The sequence below is a fragment of the Flavobacterium movens genome, assembly GCF_039581425.1.
GTDB classification, from domain to species: domain Bacteria; phylum Bacteroidota; class Bacteroidia; order Flavobacteriales; family Flavobacteriaceae; genus Flavobacterium; species Flavobacterium luteolum.
Genome location: NZ_JBCPXY010000001.1, coordinates 777,233 through 798,900, shown reverse-complemented (window position 1 = coordinate 798,900; position 21,668 = coordinate 777,233). Strand labels below are relative to the sequence as shown.

The 21,668-nt window shown below is 33.0% G+C and carries 24 protein-coding genes and 1 tRNA gene; 6 read left to right on the top strand and 19 right to left on the bottom strand.

The window, feature by feature from the left end; genetic code table 11:
• Positions 1–79 precede the first annotated feature (79 nt).
• Together AAYQ05_RS03425 and AAYQ05_RS03420 are read left to right on the top strand one after the other, a co-directional pair.
• A tRNA-Ala gene (locus tag AAYQ05_RS03425) sits at positions 80–153 on the top strand.
• A gap of 67 nt (positions 154–220) precedes the next feature.
• A complete protein-coding gene (locus tag AAYQ05_RS03420; RefSeq protein WP_343541144.1) occupies positions 221–469 on the top strand; it encodes a GIY-YIG nuclease family protein in 249 nt (82 codons plus the stop codon).
• Positions 470–691: 222 nt separating this feature from the next.
• Here the strand turns inward: AAYQ05_RS03420 and AAYQ05_RS03415 are convergent, their stop codons facing one another.
• From AAYQ05_RS03415 to AAYQ05_RS03395, 5 genes are all read right to left on the bottom strand, one after another.
• The gene (locus AAYQ05_RS03415) at positions 692–853 is read right to left on the bottom strand and encodes a hypothetical protein (RefSeq protein WP_343541142.1); all 162 of its coding nucleotides are present in this window, start codon (positions 851–853) and stop codon (positions 692–694) included.
• A gap of 48 nt (positions 854–901) precedes the next feature.
• The gene (locus tag AAYQ05_RS03410) at positions 902–1,918 is read right to left on the bottom strand and encodes a type I restriction enzyme HsdR N-terminal domain-containing protein (protein WP_343541140.1); all 1,017 of its coding nucleotides are present in this window, start codon (positions 1,916–1,918) and stop codon (positions 902–904) included.
• Between the two features lie 822 nt (positions 1,919–2,740).
• On the bottom strand, positions 2,741–3,712 hold the full coding sequence (locus AAYQ05_RS03405; protein WP_343541139.1) for a lipid A deacylase LpxR family protein: 972 nt from the start codon (positions 3,710–3,712) through the stop codon (positions 2,741–2,743).
• The gene (gene mtgA / locus AAYQ05_RS03400) at positions 3,687–4,478 is read right to left on the bottom strand and encodes a monofunctional biosynthetic peptidoglycan transglycosylase (protein WP_343541137.1); all 792 of its coding nucleotides are present in this window, start codon (positions 4,476–4,478) and stop codon (positions 3,687–3,689) included. The genes AAYQ05_RS03405 and mtgA overlap by 26 nt, the downstream gene beginning before the upstream one ends.
• Positions 4,478–5,590, bottom strand: coding sequence for an NAD(P)/FAD-dependent oxidoreductase (locus tag AAYQ05_RS03395; RefSeq protein ID WP_343541136.1), 1,113 nt, complete (start codon positions 5,588–5,590; stop codon positions 4,478–4,480). The genes mtgA and AAYQ05_RS03395 overlap by 1 nt, the downstream gene beginning before the upstream one ends.
• Positions 5,591–5,785: 195 nt before the next feature.
• Between AAYQ05_RS03395 and AAYQ05_RS03390 the strand changes: the two genes are divergently transcribed.
• Both AAYQ05_RS03390 and AAYQ05_RS03385 read left to right on the top strand, forming a co-directional pair.
• On the top strand, positions 5,786–7,687 hold the full coding sequence (locus tag AAYQ05_RS03390; RefSeq protein WP_343541135.1) for a S9 family peptidase: 1,902 nt from the start codon (positions 5,786–5,788) through the stop codon (positions 7,685–7,687).
• A gap of 174 nt (positions 7,688–7,861) precedes the next feature.
• A complete protein-coding gene (locus AAYQ05_RS03385; protein WP_343541134.1) occupies positions 7,862–10,303 on the top strand; it encodes a hybrid sensor histidine kinase/response regulator in 2,442 nt (813 codons plus the stop codon).
• Between the two features lie 27 nt (positions 10,304–10,330).
• Here AAYQ05_RS03385 and AAYQ05_RS03380 read toward each other — a convergent pair whose 3' ends face one another.
• The 12 genes from AAYQ05_RS03380 to pdxA form a co-directional block, all read right to left on the bottom strand.
• On the bottom strand, positions 10,331–11,689 hold the full coding sequence (locus AAYQ05_RS03380; RefSeq protein WP_343541132.1) for a sigma-54-dependent transcriptional regulator: 1,359 nt from the start codon (positions 11,687–11,689) through the stop codon (positions 10,331–10,333).
• Positions 11,690–11,826: 137 nt separating this feature from the next.
• Positions 11,827–12,123 (bottom strand): PepSY-like domain-containing protein, encoded by a 297-nt coding sequence (locus AAYQ05_RS03375; RefSeq protein WP_343541131.1) that lies wholly within the window; start codon positions 12,121–12,123, stop codon positions 11,827–11,829.
• A 14-nt stretch (positions 12,124–12,137) separates the two neighbouring features.
• Positions 12,138–12,431, bottom strand: coding sequence for a PepSY-like domain-containing protein (locus AAYQ05_RS03370; protein WP_343541130.1), 294 nt, complete (start codon positions 12,429–12,431; stop codon positions 12,138–12,140).
• Between the two features lie 17 nt (positions 12,432–12,448).
• Complete coding sequence (locus AAYQ05_RS03365) at positions 12,449–12,739, bottom strand: hypothetical protein (RefSeq protein ID WP_129746601.1); 291 nt, start codon at positions 12,737–12,739, stop codon at positions 12,449–12,451.
• 26 nt (positions 12,740–12,765) lie between these two features.
• Positions 12,766–13,062 carry a hypothetical protein gene (locus AAYQ05_RS03360; protein WP_111365738.1) on the bottom strand — a complete coding sequence of 99 codons (297 nt, stop codon included), beginning with the start codon at positions 13,060–13,062 and terminating at the stop codon, positions 12,766–12,768.
• Positions 13,063–13,137: 75 nt separating this feature from the next.
• Positions 13,138–13,434, bottom strand: coding sequence for a hypothetical protein (locus AAYQ05_RS03355; RefSeq protein WP_281634093.1), 297 nt, complete (start codon positions 13,432–13,434; stop codon positions 13,138–13,140).
• 357 nt (positions 13,435–13,791) lie between these two features.
• Positions 13,792–15,138, bottom strand: a complete 1,347-nt coding sequence (accC, locus tag AAYQ05_RS03350; RefSeq protein WP_343541126.1) for an acetyl-CoA carboxylase biotin carboxylase subunit — start codon at positions 15,136–15,138, stop codon at positions 13,792–13,794.
• Positions 15,139–15,223: 85 nt separating this feature from the next.
• Entirely contained in the window at positions 15,224–15,709 is a 486-nt protein-coding gene (gene accB, locus AAYQ05_RS03345) for an acetyl-CoA carboxylase biotin carboxyl carrier protein (protein ID WP_095928350.1), read from the bottom strand.
• A 23-nt stretch (positions 15,710–15,732) separates the two neighbouring features.
• Positions 15,733–16,731: a beta-ketoacyl-ACP synthase III gene (locus AAYQ05_RS03340; protein WP_177211833.1), complete on the bottom strand. Its 999-nt coding sequence runs from the start codon at positions 16,729–16,731 to the stop codon at positions 15,733–15,735.
• A gap of 175 nt (positions 16,732–16,906) precedes the next feature.
• Positions 16,907–17,101, bottom strand: coding sequence for a 50S ribosomal protein L32 (gene rpmF / locus AAYQ05_RS03335; RefSeq protein ID WP_008465217.1), 195 nt, complete (start codon positions 17,099–17,101; stop codon positions 16,907–16,909).
• A 9-nt stretch (positions 17,102–17,110) separates the two neighbouring features.
• Entirely contained in the window at positions 17,111–17,653 is a 543-nt protein-coding gene (locus AAYQ05_RS03330; RefSeq protein WP_177211832.1) for a YceD family protein, read from the bottom strand.
• A 105-nt stretch (positions 17,654–17,758) separates the two neighbouring features.
• Positions 17,759–18,808: a 4-hydroxythreonine-4-phosphate dehydrogenase PdxA gene (gene pdxA, locus AAYQ05_RS03325; protein WP_343541122.1), complete on the bottom strand. Its 1,050-nt coding sequence runs from the start codon at positions 18,806–18,808 to the stop codon at positions 17,759–17,761.
• Between the two features lie 57 nt (positions 18,809–18,865).
• Here pdxA and AAYQ05_RS03320 point away from each other — a divergent pair, with 57 nt between their 5' ends.
• Positions 18,866–19,456, top strand: a complete 591-nt coding sequence (locus AAYQ05_RS03320) for a riboflavin synthase (RefSeq protein ID WP_343541120.1) — start codon at positions 18,866–18,868, stop codon at positions 19,454–19,456.
• Positions 19,457–19,489: 33 nt separating this feature from the next.
• Here AAYQ05_RS03320 and AAYQ05_RS03315 read toward each other — a convergent pair whose 3' ends face one another.
• Positions 19,490–19,741 carry an Fjoh_0651 family PID-CTERM protein gene (locus AAYQ05_RS03315; protein ID WP_343541118.1) on the bottom strand — a complete coding sequence of 84 codons (252 nt, stop codon included), beginning with the start codon at positions 19,739–19,741 and terminating at the stop codon, positions 19,490–19,492.
• A gap of 470 nt (positions 19,742–20,211) precedes the next feature.
• Here AAYQ05_RS03315 and dcm point away from each other — a divergent pair, with 470 nt between their 5' ends.
• Positions 20,212–21,198, top strand: a complete 987-nt coding sequence (dcm, locus tag AAYQ05_RS03310; protein ID WP_281634098.1) for a DNA (cytosine-5-)-methyltransferase — start codon at positions 20,212–20,214, stop codon at positions 21,196–21,198.
• On the opposite strand, the gene AAYQ05_RS03305 is transcribed toward dcm, so the two are convergent.
• Entirely contained in the window at positions 21,195–21,614 is a 420-nt protein-coding gene (locus AAYQ05_RS03305; RefSeq protein ID WP_343541116.1) for a very short patch repair endonuclease, read from the bottom strand. The genes dcm and AAYQ05_RS03305 overlap by 4 nt on opposite strands.
• Between the last annotated feature and the right edge of the window lie 54 nt (positions 21,615–21,668).

The window sequence follows — 21,668 nt, the reverse complement described above, 5'->3', positions numbered from 1 at the left end:
GGGGGATTAGCTCATTTGGCTAGAGCGTCCCGATGAAAAATCGGGAAGATGATAGTTCGAATTCTATTTCTCAACAAACGGGGGATTAGCTCATTTGGCTAGAGCGCTACGCTGGCAGCGTAGAGGCGATCGGTTCGAATCCGATATTCTCCACTAATAATTTAAAAATACCCAAGCAGATACTGATTCTGCTTGGGTATTTTTTTTTTAAACACATTTTATGTTTTATATCTACATTATATATTCAAAAACCTTAGACAAATACTATGTTGGTTCTTGCCAAAATATTGAACAGCGTTTACAAGATCATTTAAATAGCAGAAGTAAATTCACAAAAGTTGCGAAAGATTGGGAATTAAAATACTCTGAGACATTCTTTACAAGAAGCGAAGCATATAAAAGAGAATTGCAAATAAAAAAAATGAAAAGTAGAAAATATATAGAAAGCCTAATAGAAACAAAAGGCTAGAGTATCCCGATGCATTGGGAAGGTGACCGGTTCGAATCCGGTATTCTCCACAGAAAAACAAAAACCCTTGTAAATCTAGTTTTACAAGGGCTTTGTTTTTTTATAATTTCATTAATCTTTGTCGAGTTACTAGTGTGATTTCTCGTTCGAAATGACAAAAAAACTATTTCTCATTAGCCGCATCATGCGTCAACATCTGCTTTCTCAGCTTTTTTAAAATCGTTATTTAACAATTTTTCCAATTTCTTTTTTTCTCGCTGATTTTTTCTGATTGTTAGCACAACAAGAATAATTACCAATATTGCTACAATCGCTATTATGTTCCAATTGATATCCATAATTTGAAATTTTACTTAAAGGTAAATAATCAAAAATATCTTTCATGTTATCAAACAGTTAAGTGTCTGTTTTTTAAATAAAACTCGATGTTTTTTATTCTAATAATAAAAGTGTTCTATTTATCAATTCGTTTTTATACTTCAAAACATCATCAACATTACTCAATACATACTCATTATTTTCAATTATGATCTTCAATTTTGCATCAGTAAAAACTAATTTACAAATTACCTTTTTAAGATTATCATCAACACTAATATTAAAAAAGCTTTTAAAATCTTTAAAGAAAATTCTCTGACTTGGAATCTTTTTATTCTGTATTAATAAAGTTCTAATAGTATGATAAGCTTGAATTTCTGTTTCAGTTGTTATGATTCCACCTGTATTTGAATTAGATTCAGAAAGCACTTTTTTATCATATAAAGATTTTAATAATGCCGAATTAATCATATTAATCATTTTACCTTGTGTCTCATCATTAAATTTAACTTTGAAATTCATATTTCGATGAATAATTTTCAATAAATCTTTTGACGGTGCAACAAATTCTTTTAATAATGCCACTTCAAAATCTTCTGCAAAAACACAATCTTGCGCCGTTTTAATAATCTCATTAATAACTACATATCTTTTATCAAACTTAATCAAGGTTTCTAAATCTCTGTCTGAATAATTAATCAGATTGAATACAAAAAAAGGTTTTGTATCAATAACATTTGGCAATAATATATCTGAATAAAATCTATACTCTATTCCGTTAGTTAATATCGCAATCCTAGAACTTTTAGTATTATTAAAATATCCATTAAGCTGTCCAGCTTCTTTATCGCTAAGTTTGCTATTATACTTTTTTGCTTCAATTAAAATAGTCTCTTTCTTATTGAGTAAAATAGCATAATCAATTTTTTGACTTACCCTTTCTCCAAAATCAGCATTAAATTCTGGTATTAAATCATTCGAAATATAATTTAGAAGATGAAAGAAAGGTTCAATTAAAAATTTACGTGTTTGTGCTTCATTAGTACACAATTCAATTGCTTCATTAATTTTAAAATTCTCTAAGCTTTTTTTTAATTGATTAATGGATTGTTTAGGAATATTTGTAGTCATATTTAGATTGGTTTGTTAGTTAGAAAATTTTTATGATCAGAACTAAATATTAAAATAAATCAATTATCAAGTTTTTTAAAATCATCAATTTACAACAAAAATTAGCGAAGACAAGATCGTAATTTAATTAATCCAATACTTACGGGAAACCGTAATAAAAAACCACCAAATCACAATATGCAAAAATAGCATTTTGAAAATACGAGATTGTAGGTGTTTATACCTGTTTTCATAATAATCCTATTATCAAAAAAATTTACATTACTGAAAGAAGTTGATTTTCAAGAAGATAATTTAGAACATTCTAAATTACCGAAATAGAGAAACCATTTTGACAATTAGAGAGTTATAAAACTTCTTCTCTGATATATTTTATATAATACTTCAAAAAATACAAAGGAAAAAACGCTCCCGAAATTGGTATATAAATACCCAAAAAAGCATCGTCAAAATTCGCAGTCTGTTTTTGTACAATCATTAATAAAACAGAGGCAAGAATAGGAAATATATAGTAATTTCTTTTTTCGTTTTCTTTATCAAAATAAATAAATATCGACGAAAAGAATAGAAGGACATAAAAAAACAGATTAGCCATAAAAATCAGAATTAGTCCCCTATCCATATGTCTGTAATAAAAATAGGTCAAGAATAGCAGTAAAATAAATCCCACAACAAAGTTTGAAATCAAAAACGATCCCCATTTACAACTCATAAAAGCATAAAAGACAAAAAAGACGAACAAGAAAAAGTAATTCCACATAATTTTTAAATTTTATTCTAAAAAGAAATCTTTGCGTCTTTGCGCCTTTGTGGCAAAAAAGCTTATTTAAGCAAAAAACCCATTCTTATCGATCCATAAAAATATCCTGAATTAGTATCAATTCCTGGATCATTCAATTCTCTTCCGCGGTAAAGGAAAGAATAAGATATGTTGAAGTTGTTATGTCGGTATTTTAAACCTGCTTCGGCATTGAAACGAAGCGGTTCTAAATCGAAAGTAATCGGACTTGTATCGTTAAACATGCTTCCTTCAATTGTGGCATCGTAAAACTGATAGTTGACACTTGGAGCCGCGTAGAAATAAAATTCTCTAATGTCTGGTTGAGCTTGTACACTTACAGAAGCATTATACATATTAGAATCGTAAATTGGAAGGAGTTTTTTAAATCCAAATCTTGCCATAAATCCTGTTGAAACTCCAGAAAAAATAGTTCCAAGATTTCCTTCTGACTGCCAATAAAGATCTACAAAATCATTATGTTTTGAAGGAAACATTTTTTTAGAGTAAATAGCATGCGCCTGAACACCGAAAGCATTATGCAACTGGTTTTCCCAACCGTAAACTTTCTTATAGCCTATAATTTCATGAAAACCAACCTGAGTTTCTTCTCCCAAAGCATTTGGCCCCATAAAACCCAATTGAAAATCAGTTTTTAAAACCGATTCGCTTTGATAAAAAAAACTTTTTCCCGCCTCTGCAAAAAGATAAGCTGTAAAAGGACGGTCATTTACTGTAACTGCTTCTTTGTTTAAAAATCGAGGATTGTAAATATATTGCCCAATACGAAACTCTGTAATTTTTTTATTGATTTTTGGATTATCGTTTTTTGATAAAAACCTGTAAAAAAGTTCCAGACCATTGGTGTAATACATATCATATTTAGACGATGTGTACAAATCATTATCTGATATAAAACCAATTTCTGTTGTTTTTCCTTGTCCAAAAGTTAACGTTACAGTCAAAATCAGAAAAGCAAAAAGCAGTTTTTTACTTTTTCTTTTCTTCTTTTCCATCATAATTGATTTTCCCAACGTAACGCATCTCACGTACAATTCGTTCTTTTCTTCTGTTAATATAACTTGAAGAGCCTGTCGCTTTAAATTTTCTCGGATTTGGTAATATTGCCGCAATTCCCGCCGCTTGCATTGGAGTTAAACTTGAAGCATCTCGACGATACCAATGTTCGGTTGCGGCATAAGCACCGTAAACTCCATCTCCCATTTCGATACTGTTCAAATACACTTCCATAATGCGTTCTTTGCCCCAGATAATTTCAATTAAAACGGTAAAATACGCTTCAAGCCCTTTACGGAAATAACTTTTTCCCTGCCATAAAAAGACATTTTTGGCTGTTTGCTGTGAGATTGTACTTCCGCCTCGAATTCTACGTCCGCGTTCGTTACTTTTATAAGCTTTTTGAAGTGCTTTAAAATCGAAACCATTATGCGTCAGGAAAGTTCCGTCTTCACTCGCAATAACGGCTTTTTGTAGATTCATTGAAATTTTATCAATCGGTTCCCAATCGTGGTCAAAATAAACTTCTTTTCCAGCCATTTTATTTTCGATGGCACGAATAAGCATTAATGGCGTAAACGGTACAGGAACATATTTAAAAAATATAACCGAACCAATAGAAATTCCAAAAAACCATAGAGCGGCTTTGATAAAAAACCATTTTATTTTTTCTCCAAAAGAACGATTCGATTTTTTTGAAGACGAAGTCTTCGGTTTTGGTTTGTTTGTAGTTGATTTTGGTGCCGGTTTTTTGGTTGTTGCCATTATATTAAATCTGCTAATTCTGTTCCTATTAAACTGCCTATCGCCACTCCCATTCCGCCTAAACGCACTCCGCAGAACACATTTTCAGAAAGTTGAGTTACGACAGGATTCTTACTATTTCCGATTCCCATAATGCCGCTCCATCGGTGCGCAATTTGAAAATCCTGATTTGGTAAAATTACATTTTTCAGTAAATCTTCCAATCTATTTTGAATAATTTTCGTCTGTCCAAATTCGGTTGTTGTTTCTCCTTCAAAATCAAGATTTCTTCCGCCACCTAATAAAATTCGATCGCCAATATTTCTGAAATAATAGTAACCGCGGTCTAAATGAAACGTTCCTTTAATATCTAAATTGTGAATTGGTTCTGTAATTAAAACCTGAGCTCTAGCAGGTTTCACTGCCCCATTTGTCAAAGAACCCGCAAAGCCATTGGTCGCGAAAAGGAGTTTTTGGGTTTTAAAACTAAAATCGCTTAAAACTACTTCAATATGATTTCCAGCATCTAGATATGACGTTACAGTTTGCTGATTTAAGATTAAAATATCTGCCGAAATTGCTTGTTTCAACAATTCCTGCATCATATTTCCAGTATCAATCTGTGCTTCAAACGGATTAAAAATTAAATAATCCTGAATATTTTGAAATCCAAATCGGTCTACTTCTTTAGAAAAAACATCAGCTTTAAAAAGCGGTTTCAAAACTTCATTGATAAACGGGAGTTTAGAAATACATTCGTTAAATCCAGATTCGTCTTGTTTAAGAAACAATTCATATCCGCCATGCGGTTTAAAATCAATTGCCGTATCTCCTAATCTTTTTCGAAGCAATTGCAATCCTTTCCAACGTTTTTCGATAAGTGACACAACATCTTCTTCTGAATGTGTTTTTAGGTCGTCCATAATTTCAGACAGACTCCCGAAACAGGCAAAACCAGCATTTTTTGTACTGGCTCCTTGCGGAAGCATTCCACGCTCGAGAACCAGAATTTTTGCATCAGGAAATCTTTCGCGTAAGCTTAATGCAGTATGCAGGCCAACAATTCCGCTGCCCACAATCGTATAATCTACATTCGTAAACCAGTTTTTAAGTTCCCAATAGCTTAGTTCCATCTTTTAGAGTTTTTATAAAAATAATGATTTTTTTGAACCCTATAAGTAATTAAAGTTCATTTAAAATCTTTGTCAGGTTGAGCTGAGTCGAAGCCTTTTTAACCTAAACTTTAACAAAATTTGGGATTTGAATTTTAACTAATTGGTGTTTAAATGTTGTATTTTTAGCACCACAAAAAATAGAATAATTTGATTATGAAAAAACTAGTATTAACAACCTTAATAATGATGAGTTTAAATGCTATCGGACAGAATGTTATGTCTCCAGAATTGTTATGGAAATTAGGAAGAGTGACACCTCTTGGCATTTCTAAAGATGCGAAAAATGTCGTTTTTAAAGTTTCAACGCCTTCTGTAGCCGACAATAAGTCGACTTCTAAAATCTACACGATTCCTGTAACTGGAGGAACTGCAACCGAAATTAAAGATACAAAAGACATTTTGGCTGATAAAAACATTTCGCCTGACGGAAAATTTGTAGTTTATAATGACGAAGTAAAATTGGAAAGTGTTTTAGGAAAAGATTTTTACCCAAGTCTAACAAAATCTGATGCTCAAATTTATGATGGATTAGATTACCGTCATTGGGATACTTGGAACGAAGGAAAATTTAATCACGTTTTTTATAAAGAAAACAAAGACGGAGCAAAAGGAATTGACATTTTAAAAGGGGAAACTTTCGATTCTCCACAAAAACCTTTTGGAGGTGACGAAGATTATATCTGGTCGCCAGATAGCAAAAGCATTTTTTACGTTTGCAAGAAAAAAGCGGGAACTGCTTATGCTATTTCTACCAACACAGATATTTACGAGTACAATTTAGAAACTCAAAAAACAACTAATAAAACCGAAGGTAATTTAGGTTACGATACAGCGCCACAATTTTCTCCAACAGGGAATTTAACTTGGCTGCAAATGAAACGTGACGGTTACGAGTCGGACAAAAATGATATTATTGTTGAGTTTAAAGGAATGAAACAAAACTTAACAGCAAACTGGGACGGAACTGTAGATAATTTTATCTGGAGTAAAGACGGAAGAACTGTATTTTTTGTGGCTCCAATTGACGGAACAAAACAACTTTTCTCTGTTAATTTTCCAGGTTTAACTAAAATCGCAATCAATGTTCGTCAATTGACAAATGGAGATTTTGATGTCAATGATTTAATTGGTTTCTCTGGAGATGATATTATCGTTACAAGAACAGACATGAATCATGCTGGTGAAATCTATTCTTTCAATTTGAAGAAAAATACTTGGAAACAATTGTCAAACATCAATACAGAAACGTACAAAACTTTAGCTTTAAGCAAAACAGAAAAACGTTACGTTACTACAACTGACGGCAAAAAAATGTTGGTTTGGGTAATTCTTCCTCCAAATTTTGATGCTTCTAAAAAGTATCCAACTTTATTATTCTGCCAAGGCGGACCTCAAAGTGCATTGACGCAATCATACTCTTTCCGTTGGAATTTCTCTTTAATGGCTGCAAAAGGGTATGTAGTTGTAGCTCCAAACCGTCGTGGAATGCCAGGACATGGTGTTGAGTGGAATGAACAAATCAGTAAAGATTGGGGCGGACAAGTTATGGACGATTACCTTTCTGCAATTGATGATGTGGCAAAAGAAAGTTATGTTGATAAAAGCCGTTTAGGTTGCGTTGGCGCTAGTTACGGAGGATATTCTGTATTTTACTTAGCTGGAATTCACAAAAACCGTTTCAAAACTTTTATCGCTCATGATGGTGTTTTCAATACCGTTTCTATGTTAGGAACTACTGAAGAGGTTTTCTTTAACAACTGGGATTTTGGCGGACCTTACTGGGAAAAAGATAATGCGGTAGCTCAAAAAGCGTATACTACTTTCAACCCTGCAACTTTGGTTCAGAACTGGAATAAGCCAATTTTGATTTTCCAAGGAGGAAAAGATTTCCGTGTTCCAATCGGACAAGGACAAGAAGCTTTCCAAGCAGCTCAATTAAGAGGAATCAAAAGTAGATTTGTGTATTTCCCAGACGAAAATCACTGGGTTTTAAAACCACAAAATGCTCAGGTTTGGCAAGGTGAATTTTTCAAATGGTTAGATGAAACTTTGTAACCTATAAAAACAATATTTTACAGCCGTAGATTTACATAATCTACGGCTGTTTTTGTTTACACACCTTACAATTATGTAACATATTGAGTAGATTTACTTTTCTTAAAACAGATTTTTTTAGATAAATTGCAATGTTTTAATAATTCCGAATTCCCCAAATCTTTCAGTAAACATATGGAGACCAAAAAAAGTTACACCGCAATCAAAGTATTATTCAGCTATGTTGCATTATTGGCTTTGGTTGTAACGGTGGGATGGTTTCTGTATTCTGAAAATGTTGTTTACAACAAACTGGAAGATAAGATTGCTTTAGAAAAAACCAAAATTCTTAGAGTTAGTAAATTATATTCGAATGTTTATAAAACTGAAAGTTTAGCCAGACAAACGATTCAGAATAATTCGGAGAAAGATTTCAAGAACTATTTAATCGAAACCGATTCACTTCGCAAACGAATTGATACTTTAAAACAAATTGTTACCACAGAGTATCAAAAAACACTTTTGGATAGTGTTACTTATTTCTTGGCCGAAAAGACCGAAAACATTAAGCAATTAAGAGAAATAAAGAACAAAGCAGATGACGAAACTTCTGTAAATAGTGCGATCGATGAAATCACAAAAATGGAGTTTAACCTCAGAAAATTGGAACTTCAGGATTTTACCAAGAACCCAAATCAATTAGGAAGTTATCAGCGAAGTGTTTTACAGCGTTATGTCGATTATTTAAATTCGAACATTCCAGATGATAGCACCAATACGCTAAGCAAAAAAGCTTCAGATTCTATTTTAGCCAATTCTAAAAAGCTTTTGAGTTCTGTAAAACTAAAAGCCGAAAAGAAAAAAGAATCTTTGAATTTTGAAGAAAACAAACTCCTTCAAAATGAAATCGCAATTTCTGATCAGCTTAGAAAAATACTTCGAATTATTGAGCGAGAGATCATTATCAATTCGATAAAAAACAATTCATTAAAAGAAAAATCATTAAAAAGAGTCAACGAAATTGTAACGGCTTCGGCTGTTATCGGTTTATTATTGACCGTATTTTTCTCTATTCTAATTGTCAGCGATTATTCAAAATCTCAATTATATAAGAAACAGCTGGAAATCGCGAACTTCAAAACCAAAAATCTGCTCAAAAGCCGTGAACAATTAATTTCAACAGTAAGTCATGATTTGAAAACACCTTTGAGCACTATTGTGGGTTATTCTGAACTTTTAGGCAATTCAGATGTTAATACCAAACAATCTTATTTCGTTAAAAACATTAAAAATTCGTCTGAGTATATTACGCAACTTGTTCAAGATTTATTAGATTTCTCTCAGATCGAAGCGGGTAAAATCTCTATAGAAAAAGTTCCGTTTTCATTACCCGAAATTATTGAAGATGTTGCCCGAAACATTCAGACCGTTTACAAACAAAAAGACATTGATCTTATTATAAATGTAGACGATCAGTTTCAGAAACGAATTGTTGGAGATCCTTTTCGCTTAAAGCAAATCCTGACTAACATTATTGGAAACGCTTATAAATTTACCGAAGAAGGTCATATTCGAATTGCCGCTTACGCGAATGACGACCAATTTTTTACAATTTCGATTCAAGATACTGGAATTGGGATTGAAAAAGCCAATCAGAAATTGGTTTTTGAAGAGTTTGCGCAGGCAAATGAAGGCATCGAAAAGAAATACGGCGGAACCGGCTTGGGATTATCAATTTGCCAAAAAATTATTTCTATTTTGGGTGGAAGTTTAAGTTTGGAAAGTATTTTTGGAAAAGGAAGCACCTTTATTATTCAGCTGCCGCTATTATTTGATAGCAGCCAAGAGAATATTGCTTTAAATGAAATCAGAAATAAACCGTCAAAAAACACCAAAAAACAAACTTTTATTGTTGTTGATGACGACATCAATCTGTTGAATTTAACGAGCGGCGTTTTAAAACAAGAACAGCATCAGGTATTTTCGTTTACTAATCCTGCGAAAGCTTTAGAAACCATAAAAAGCACACCTTTCGATTTTATTATTACCGATATTCAGATGCCGGAAATTGATGGGTTTCAATTTTTAGAGAAACTTCGTGAATTTCCAGAAACTGTCTTTAAAAATCAGCCTGTAATTGCACTTACTGGAAGAACAGACCTTGATCTTTCTGTATATAAAAATGCTGGTTTTACTACGGTTATAAAGAAACCTTATTCTCCTAAAATTTTACTGGAAACTATTCAGCATATTTTAGATCATGAAGAAGTTCCTGTGGCTGAAAATTCGGAAAACACAAATAAAAACACTTCTCAAATCTATTCTTTAGAAACTTTGAAAGACTTTTTGGGACAAGATGAGTCGGCCTTAAAAGAAGTTTTAAAATCTTTTATAGATACTACTATAGAAAATATCGAGCTTTTAAAAACTGCGGTTCAAGAGCAAAATCATGATGAAATAAAATCTATTGCGCACCGAATTGCTCCAATGTTCAAACAAATCCAATCGAACGAAATTGGCGAACTTTTAAAGGATCTGGAAAAAGAAGATTTAAACACAATTGATCTAAAAGCTACATTTTCGGATTTAGAAGGAAAAATAAAAATTCTTTTTACAGAATTGAAACAAGAAATTTAAAATGCTGCTTTTTAGAAAAGTACTTTTTTATTCAATATTATATTGCTTCAATTTATTGTAAAGTGTTTTTCTGGTAATTTTAAGCAGTTTTGCCGCTTCAGATTTATTATTCTGTGTTTTTGATAACGCATGAATAATGGTTTCTCTTTCATTTTCAGACAATGAAAAAACTTCGTTTGAAGCAGGCTGTTTTTGAATCTGGAAAAATTCTGCCGGCAGTACATCACTTTCTATAAAATCACCACGAGTTAAAAGAGTAGCACGTTTTACGCAATTTTGCAATTCTCGTAAATTTCCTGGCCAGTTGTAATTTTGAAAAATGGAAACTACTTCTGGAGAAAATCCTATGACATCTTTATCTAACTGCTGATTCGCTTTTTCTAGGAAATAATCGGCAAAAACCATTAAATCTTCACCGCGATCTTTCAAAGAAGGAGACTGAATCGAAAACTCATTGATTCTATGGTATAAATCTTCTCTAAAATCGCCGTTTTTTACTGCCTCACGCAAATCTTCGTTGGTAGCTGTAATAATGCGTATATCGACGTTTATTTCTTTATTGCTTCCAACAGGTTTAATTTTTCTTTCTTGAAGCGCTCTTAACAATTGTATTTGATTTTCGTAAGAAAGATTTCCAATTTCGTCCAAAAATAAAGTTCCGCCATTAGCCGCTTCAAAATATCCTTTTTTATCGTTGATTGCTCCAGTAAAAGATCCTTTTAAGTGACCAAAAAATTCACTCGCCGCCAATTCTTTAGGAATTGCTCCGCAATCTACTGCAATAAAATTATTGTCTTTTCTTCTACTCTGCTGATGAATGCTTTTGGCTATAATTTCTTTTCCCGTACCACTTTCGCCAATAATTAAAACAGACATATCAGTTGGACTTACCAATTGAATATGATCTAAAAGTTTTTTTGAAGCAACAGAAATTCCTTTTACAAATTCGTTCTCAGCTGTTGCTGTCTTTTTAACTGTTTTTTTCTTTTTTTCTGGAGTTTCCGATTGTTCTTCGACTTCGGCTTTTGGAGCCTGCAGCGCATTGGTGATAACCAGAAGAACCTCGTCTGGATTGAAGGGTTTAGAGATATAATCTGCCGCTCCATTTTTAATGGCTTTAACAGCAGTATTTACATCAGAGTATCCAGTCATTAAAATAACCGGAATATGTGGGTGAGAATTTTTAAATTCAGACATAAGTCCGATACCATCAGAATCAGGTAGGCGAAGATCTGTCAAAATCAAATCAAAAGATTCGTTTTTAACTGCTTCACGTGCTTCTGCTGCAGAGAAAGCTATCGTTACATCGTACGCTTTTTTGATTAGAAATTTTTCTAATAATTTACAAAACGCAATATCATCTTCTATTACTAATATCTTCGGCATCTGCTTTTAGGGACTTTTTGCTAAAATAATATTATTAAACTTGTTATTTCATAAAATTATGTAAAATATGTAAAAAAAAAGAGATTGCACGACGCAATCTCTTTTTCACCAAAAACATAAATCTAAATTCACCTAATTTATATCTTCAACCAGTTACCATTGACATCTGAGTATACAGTAGCCTTTTGGTCTCCAACTGATATTTCGAGTTTATACTCTTTTTTTTCGTTTACAAATGCTTTGTCCAGTTTTGCTCCCGGATAAGCAGTCTGCAAGGCTGTTTTTACAGCTGCAGGCACAGCATCTGCAGTAACTTCTGTGTACTCTGTTTGAATAGCTACAGTTGCATTAGTGTTTTGTGAAACAGGCAATACATTTGCATGAATTGACATGGCTCCTAAAGCAACTACTGCCGATAAGATTAACTTTTTCATAATGCTGATTTTAATTATTTCTTGATGATGTTACCAGAAGCATCTGTAAAAATAGTATACTTCTTGTCGCCACTTGAAATTTCAAGTTTATACTCGTTTTTATCGTTTTTATAAGCTTTTTCTAGCTTAGTGTTTGGAAACGATTTTTCAACTGTAGACTTCACAGCTGCCGGTATTTGGTCTGCTGCTACTTCAGTAAATGCATCTTGAAAAATTGCTGATTGAGTAATTGAGATTGCTGGAAGAACTGCAGCATTTACTGAAAGACTTCCTAAAACAATCGCTGCTGATAAAACTAACTTTTTCATAATATTGTGGTTTTAAATTATTTTTTAAGAATGTTACCAGAAGCATCTGTATAAACGATCGATTTTTCGCCTCGAACGGTTATCTCAATTTTGTACTCCTTTTTATCATTTACCCATGCTTTTTCAAGCACTACACCAGGATAAGCTTCATCTAAGCCTTTCTTCACAGCTGCGGGAACTCCGTCTACTTCTTTATATCCATCCTGATCATTAACTGTCTGTACCATTGGGTTAGTTACAGCAGTGGTTTCTGCATGCATCGACAAACTGCCTAAGACAATTGCTGCCGATAAGATTAACTTTTTCATAGTTATAGTTTAAGGGTTAGACTTAATTATTTTTTAATCCAAGTTCCGTCTGCGTTAGCAAAAAGATTACCTGTTTTATCTCCAACAGTTACTTCAAGCTTGTATTCAGATTTTGTGTTTTTAAATGCTTTAGAAAGCACAGCATCTGGATATGCTTTTTTCAAAGCATCTGTTACAGCTGTTGGAAGCTCTTCCAATTTAATTTCTGTATAATCATCTTGGATAGAGATTGTTTTTACGATTGTATTTGAAATTGGAGAAGTTGAAGCAAATGATGTTAAACCTCCCAAAACGATTGCGGCTGATAAAAATAAATTTTTCATGATAGTTCTTTTTTAATATAGTTAATTTGATCTTCGTATTCTTGATCCGAATTTTCACAAAATCTAAGATTTAGATTATTGTTTGATCCAAGTTCCGTCTGCATTTGCGAAAAGATTTCCAACTTTGTCGCCAACCGTTACATCAAGTTTATACTGAGCTTTTTCGTTTTTATATGCTTTAGTAATCACTGCTTCTGGATATGCTTTTTTCAAAGATTCTGTAATAGCAGCAGGTAATTCTTCTAATTTGATTTCAGTGTATTCGTCTTCGATAGAAATCGTTTTTACAATAGTATTTGTTACTTGTGTAGTTGAAGCGAATGAAGTTAAACTTCCTAAAACAATTGCGGCTGATAAAAATAAATTTTTCATAACGTATATATTTTAATTAATAGTTGTTTACGCTTTAAGTAATGAAATTATTATGCCGTAAAAGAAAAGAGCTATGCCAAAGACCATAAAATCCTGTTTTTAAAGACTTTACATCAAATATACCAAAAAAAGAAATACCGTGAAAGGTGTGTAAAAGAGAAAATAAGTGTGTAATAAGTAAACACTTAAAGTGTAACCTTTAGAAAAATTTCAATAAATCAAATTCCAAATCACAAAGCTTACAGTGAAGTTTTAAGCTCCTACTTTAAAGTTTAGATTTCCAATATTGGAATTTAAATATTGCAACTAACAAAGGTTTATAAAAGAAAAAGGCTTCCAAATTTGGAAGCCTTTTAATTATTCTGGACTATTCATTTTAAATGTATCCATAAATGCAGTTGTATAATCTCCTGCAATATATTTTGGATCATCCATTAATTGTCTGTGGAAAGGGATTGTAGTTTTCACACCTTCGATTACGAACTCATCCAAAGCTCTACGCATTTTGCTGATAGCTTCTTCACGAGATTGTGCAGTTGTAATTAACTTAGCAATCATAGAGTCGTAGTTTGGCGGAATACTATATCCAGAGTAAACGTGAGTATCTAAACGAACTCCGTGTCCTCCTGGCATATGAAGCGTAGTAATTTTTCCTGGTGAAGGGCGAAAATCGTTATAAGGATCTTCAGCATTAATACGAACTTCAATAGCATGTAATTGTGGAAGATAGTTTTTTCCAGAAATTGGAATTCCAGCCGCAACCATAATCTGCTCACGGATCAAATCATAATCAATAACTTGTTCTGTAATTGGATGCTCCACCTGAATACGAGTATTCATTTCCATGAAGTAGAAGTTTCTGTGTTTGTCAACCAAAAATTCTACAGTTCCAGCTCCTTCATATTTAATGAATTCAGCAGCTTTTACAGCAGCCTCTCCCATTTTTGCACGAAGTTCGTCTGTCATGAAAGGTGAAGGTGTTTCTTCCGTCAGTTTTTGGTGACGACGTTGAACAGAACAATCTCTTTCAGAAAGGTGACATGCTTTTCCGTAAGAATCTCCAACAACTTGAATTTCGATATGACGTGGCTCTTCAATAAGTTTCTCCATGTACATTCCGTCATTTCCAAATGCTGCAGCAGCTTCTTGACGCGCACTTTCCCAAGCTTTTTGAAGCTCTTCTTCTTTCCAGATAGCACGCATACCTTTCCCACCACCACCAGCAGTAGCTTTCATCATAACTGGATAACCAATTTCTTTAGCTATTTTTTGCGCATGTTCGTAAGATTCTAATAATCCATCTGAACCTGGTACACAAGGCACTCCTGCTGCTTTCATTGTAGCTTTTGCAGAAGCTTTATCTCCCATACGGTCGATCATTTCTGGAGCAGCACCGATAAACTTAATTCCGTGCTCTTGACAGATTTTAGAGAATTTAGCATTCTCAGAAAGAAATCCATAACCTGGATGAATTGCATCTGCATTTGTAATTTCTGCAGCTGCAATAATATTTGACATTTTCAAATACGATAAGTTACTCGGAGGAGGACCTATACAAACCGCTTCGTCGGCAAATTTAACATGCAAACTTTCTGCATCGGCTGTAGAGTAAACTGCAACAGTTTTGATTCCCATTTCCTTACATGTACGAATTACACGTAGTGCAATTTCTCCTCTATTCGCAATTAATATTTTTTTAAACATCTTATTTAAATTAAAAATTACAAATTCCAATCTTCAAATTCCAACTCATTGGATTTTGTGATTTGTCTATTGGAATTTTTAAAAATTATGATGGATCTACTAAGAATAAAGGTTGATCAAATTCTACTGGAGACATATCGTCTACAAGAATTTTTACAATTTTACCAGAAACTTCAGATTCGATTTCGTTGAATAATTTCATTGCTTCAATTACGCAAAGAACATCACCTTTAGATACAGTGCTTCCAACTTCAGTGAAAACTGGTTTATCTGGAGATGGTTTTCTATAGAATGTTCCAATGATTGGAGATTTTATAGTAATATATTTAGAATCGTTAGCAGCTGGTGCTTCTGGAGTTACACTTACAACTGTTGGAGCTGTAACTTGTGGAACTGCCGCTTGAGGTAAAGCTGCCTGAGCAGGTAATTGCTGTACGTAAGTTGCTTCAGTTACATTTGTTTCTAAAGTTGTTCTGATCGTGATTTTTACATCATCCATTTCTAACTTCACTTCTGCAACGCCCGAATTTGCAACAAATTTGATTAGGTTTTGAATTTCTTTTAAATCCATAATGATTCGTTTTTAGTTTTAATTTATTTTTTATCGTAAGCCCATTTCAAATAGATAGATCCCCAAGTGAATCCACCACCAAAAGCGGCAAAGATAATATTATCTCCTTTTTTAAGCTTATCTTCAAAATCAGCTAATACTAATGGTAAAGTTCCAGAAGTAGTATTACCATATCTTTCGATATTTACCAGCACTTTAGACTCGTCTAATTCTAGTCTTCCTGCAGTAGCATCGATAATACGTTTGTTAGCTTGGTGTGGCACTAACCAGTCAACATCTTGATTTGTCAAATTATTTCTTTGTAAAATCAATTCGCTGGCATCTGCCATATTGGTTACAGCATATTTGAAAACAGTTTTACCGTCTTGCATAATATTGTGCTGTCTGTTTTTAATAGTTTCTTCTGAAGGCGGAATCAAAGAACCTCCTGCTGGAATTTTAAGAAAATCACGTCCTACACCATCACTTCTTAAATACTCATCCTGCAATCCTAAACCTTCATAATTTGGTTCGAAAAGAACTGCACCAGCTCCATCTCCAAAAATAATACAAGTTGCTCTATCAGTATAATCTACAATAGATGACATTTTATCGGCACCAATTAAAAGTACTTTTTTGTAACGCCCTGACTGAACATACGCTGCAGCCGTTGACATTCCGTATAAGAAACTTGAACACGCAGCCTGCAAATCGTATGAAAATGCATTTGTCGCTCCAATTTCTGTAGCAACATAAACTCCCGTAGAAGCCACCATCATATCTGGCGTTGCAGTTGCCATTATAATCATATCAATCTCAAGCGGATCAATATTTGCTTTTGCAATCAAATCCTTTGCTGCTTGTATCGCAAGATACGATGTACCTTTATCAGCATCTTTAAGAATTCTTCTTTCTTTAATTCCTGTTCGAGCGGTTATCCACTCATCATTGGTATCAACCATTGTTTCTAATACTTGGTTCGAAAGAACGAAGTCAGGAACATAAGCTCCAACAGCGGTAATTGCGGCTGTGATTGTATTCATTATATTCTATTATTTTCCTTTCAAATTATTGATAATTTGAAAAATTTTTAAAAGACTTGAAAATTACAAAAAAAAACGTAACGAATTTGTCTATATTTTCCTAAAAATCGAAAATTATAACCAACAAAAAAAACTCTCACTATGTGAGAGTTCTAGTATAATTTACAAAAACGTATTAAGCAACCGCTTCAGATTTATCGATAACAACTTGCCCTCTGTAGTACATTTTACCTTCATGCCAGTAAGCTCTGTGGTATAAATGCGCCTCACCTGTAATAGGACATGTAGCGATTTGAGCTACAGTAGCTTTGTAATGTGTTCTTCTCTTATCTCTTCTTGTTTTCGAGGTCTTTCTCTTAGGATGTGCCATTTTACTATATTATTTATCCGTTAATAGTTTCTTTAATTTTTCCCAACGCGGGTCAATATCTTCTTCTTTGTTACTCTCTTCCTTTTGTTCTTTTACACTTAATTCATTCAGTTTCGTCAAAGCTTCTGTTTGTAGACTTCCATCTTTAACACCTGGATGAATTCTCTTCTGCGGAACAGAAAGCGCGATCATTTCATAAATATATTGTGCAATATCTACTTCGTGTTCACCATGTGGTAAAATCAACAACTCTTCATTATCATCATTAAATTCTTCTCCAAAGCGAACAATTAATTTCATTTTTCCTTTTATAGGTAAATCAAAATCTTCGCCTGTCAGATCACAAGGTACGTTTACCGTTCCTTTGTGTTTGAATTCTAACTCTAACATATTACTTTTCTTATCGAAAAGTAAATTGACTTTAATATCTGAACTTTGAAACTCGTCGTACTCAAAGTTCTTAAAGAACGTGTTATTTATTTGATACTCAAAATGGTGTTTTCCTAGTTTTAATCCTATGAAAGGAATTAAAAATTCTTTTGTTTTGCTCATTTCAACATCAATTTGATCAATCCGATTCTAAAACTAGATATCCGAATTGGGGTGCAAAGATATAAAATTATTATAAAACTAATAATCTTATTCACCTTTTTTTGTTTATAACTGTTTTTCTTTTATTTTAAGAGGTTTTTGGCTAATCTCCTCATACTGATTACGCGAGCGAAAAATATCAATTGCAAGATAGACTGCTTCTTTAAATGAATTGTAATCTGCCATGTCTTTTCCTGCTATATCATAAGCTGTGCCATGGTCTGGAGAAGTTCTAACCTTATTTAAACCTGCTGTATAATTAACTCCTTTTCCAAAAGACAAGGTCTTAAACGGAATTAATCCCTGATCATGATACATTGCTACAATCGCATCATATTTTTCATAATGACCGCTACCAAAGAAGCCATCTGCTGGAAATGGACCAAAAGCCATTGTACCAGAATCAAATATTTTCTTTAAAACTGGTTTTAAAACCAAATCATCTTCTTTTCCAATCACGCCACCATCACCAGCATGCGGATTCAATCCTAAAACTGCAATTTTTGGCTTCACTATGCTAAAATCCTGAACTAAAGATTTTCTAATAGTTTCAATTTTTTTAGTAATTAATTCTTCTGTTAAATGAGAAGCGACTTCATTTAACGGCACATGATCTGTAATTAAACCTACTCGTAAATTATCTTGAACCATCATCATAAGCGCATCGCCTTCTAATTCTTGATTCAAATAATCGGTGTGGCCTGGAAATTTAAAATCTTCAGACTGTATATTATATTTATTAATAGGAGCTGTAACCAGAACATCTATTTCGCCATCTTTCAAAGCTTTTGTTGCCGCCGCAAAAGATTTTATTGCGTACTCGCCTATTTTAGGATCATTTACTCCAAAATTTATATCAACCCCTTCTCTCCAAAGATTCAGAACATTCACTTTACCAGGAATAATTTGATCTAATTTATCAACTCCATGAAATTGAATTGTCGATGTAAAACTTTTTCTAACAAAAGATAGAATTTTAGCATTTGCAAAAATAACCGGCGTACACAATTCCAACATACGAGAATCTTCGAATGTTTTCAGTATAACTTCGCTTCCAATACCGTTTAAATCTCCAACTGAAATTCCAACAATTATATTTTCTGCTTTTTTATTCATGAGCTCAGTTTATTTATTACTAATTTTGATGTGCAAATTTAGTAAAATAAAACCACAATGTTCACAGGAATTATAGAAACACTCGGCAAGGTTCACGAAATCAGAAAAGATCAAAACAATCTTCACATAACAGTTGACTCATCCATAACACACGAATTAAAAATAGACCAAAGTGTTTCGCACAACGGAATATGTCTAACAGTTGTAGCGATTAAAGACTCTCTTTATACCGTAACTGCAATTGACGAAACAATTTTAAAAACCAATATAGGCGATTGGAAAACTGGCGATATTGTAAATCTTGAAAGAGGAATGAAACTTGGCGACCGCTTAGATGGCCATATTGTACAAGGACACGTAGACCAAACTGGAACCTGCATAAAAATCGAAGAAGCAAACGGAAGTTGGAATTATACTTTTGAATACGATAAGAATCAAAACAATATCACAATCGAAAAAGGTTCAATAACAGTAAATGGAGTTAGTCTTACAGTTATTAATTCTAAGACGAATGAATTTAGCGTTTCAATTATTCCGTATACTTACGAACACACTAATTTTAAAGATTTCAAAGTTGGAACAAAAATCAACCTTGAGTTTGATGTAGTAGGAAAATATATTTCTAGACTGTATTCGATAAACAAATAACATTCTAGATTTTCCATAAAAAAAGCTTCAATGTTAAATTGAAGCTTTTTTTGTTTGATTTTTATATATTGCTATTGCTCCTAAAGCTACACCGCTGGCAAGGAGAAAACTGATATTTTGATTTATTGGGAAATCCGGCGGCTGTGCTCCACAAGGAGGTTCATCACAACCAGGATCCTCTTCCATTTCACCTGAACCCGGATCAGGCAAATCCTGTGCCGTAGCTACCGAAACATTTAACAACAACAAGGCAATTACTAAAAATGGGGCTTTTAGATTTTTCATAAATTCAAGCTATTGCAAAGAGCAAGTCTAGATAATTATTGGTAAATATTCTTCAATAGAAATTTCTCACAAATGCTTTTCTATCTCCAAAATCTAAGACAAAAGTATAAGTTTTTTGCAGAAAAGCAACTTTTAAAACAAAAAAGGGAAAAACAAATTTTAACAATTTTTTCTCAAAACTCTCCCAACCCTTTTCTGGAAACATTCTAGAAAACAAAATGCCTTTTTTGCCACTATTTACAAGACAAACAAGCTTATAAGAATTTCCTGATTTAGAAAAAAAATTCATTTTCATCTTAATCTGCAAAAAATTCTATATTGAAAATTTACATCAAAAATAGAGCTTGAATTCAATTCTAATTATATTCAAGAGAATGTTCTTGAATTAATATATTTGTAAAATTTAATTTCATTAATTAAGAAAATTCAAAACCTCAAATCCAGATCCATTTCAACCTCAAAAGAATCAAATGAAAAACAAATATACAGTCGGAAGTTTATATGCAGGTGTAGGCGGAATTTGTTTAGGATTTGAAAATGCCGGATTTAAACTAGAATGGGCTAATGAATTTGACAAAAAAGCTTGCATCACTTATAGGAACAATTTTGAACACACTCTTATTGAAGGCGATGTAATGCAACTCGATGTAAAAGAGCTCAACAAAATTGACATTCTTACAGCAGGATTTCCGTGCCAACCTTTTTCTCTTGCTGGCCATAGAAAAGGCTTTAATGATAGCAGAGGAAATCATTTCTTTAAAATATTAGATTTTATTGATGAAATGAGACCAAAAGTGGTATTTCTTGAAAATGTCAAAAACCTAAAAGGACATGATAAAGGAAATACCATGAAAGTGATTCAGCGCGAAATCAAAAAACGCAATTATACTTTTGACAGCGCAATCCTGAACACAAAAAATTTTGGAAACATTCCGCACAATCGGGAACGTATTTTTATGGTTGCGTTTGACAAAGATTTCGTGAAAAAAGGTTTTAAATTCAATTTTCCAGAAAAAGAAGAATTAACCCAAAAGGTAACCGATTTAATCATAAAAGAAAAAGTCGATAAGAAATTCTACTACACTGAAGATAAATATATGTACAACATGCTAAAAGAAGCTGTTGTAAGAGAAGATAGAATTTATCAGTTCAGGAGACAATATGTGCGCGAAAACAAAAAAGAAGTGTGTCCTACCTTAACTGCCAATATGGGCACTGGCGGGCATAATGTTCCGATCATTACAACAGAATTCGGTTTTAGAAAATTAACTCCAAGAGAATGTTTCCGTTTTCAAGGTTTTCCAGACAGTTATAAATTGCCAAAAATCTCCAATTCTAGCCTCTACAAGCAGGCAGGAAATTCGGTAAGCATGCCTGTTATTGAAAGACTTGCTTCAGAAATATTCAAATGCATTGAAAAAATAGAAGCCAAACAACTAAAAGCAGCAAGAGTTTAAATACTCAAAAGCATTATTGTCCCTTCAATTCTCGCGAGACAAACTTCTAGGTTTTTCTCAATATCCTTACTCCAAAACCTAAGAACGGTCCAATTTCTATCAATTAAAAAAGAGTTGACTTCTTTGTCCCGCTGTATATTTCTTTCAATTTTCGGAATCCAGTATTCTCGATTCGATTTAATTCTCAATTGCTGCGTTTCCCAATCTTTACCATGAAAAAATTCGCTGTCAACAAAAATGGCAATTTTATATTTGGCAAAAGTAAAATCGGGTCTTCCAAATATCTTTTTGTTGTTTTTTCGATACCTGTAGCCCAATTTCCATAAAGCTTTAGCAAGCCTTACTTCGCCTTTTGTTGCAGTGCTTTTTATTGCCTGCATAGTTTTACTCCGCTGTTCGGGAGTTAATCTATCCATCTGAAGATTAAATTTGTTTTGGATGGATAAAGTTAAGGGATTTTAGAAAAAGAA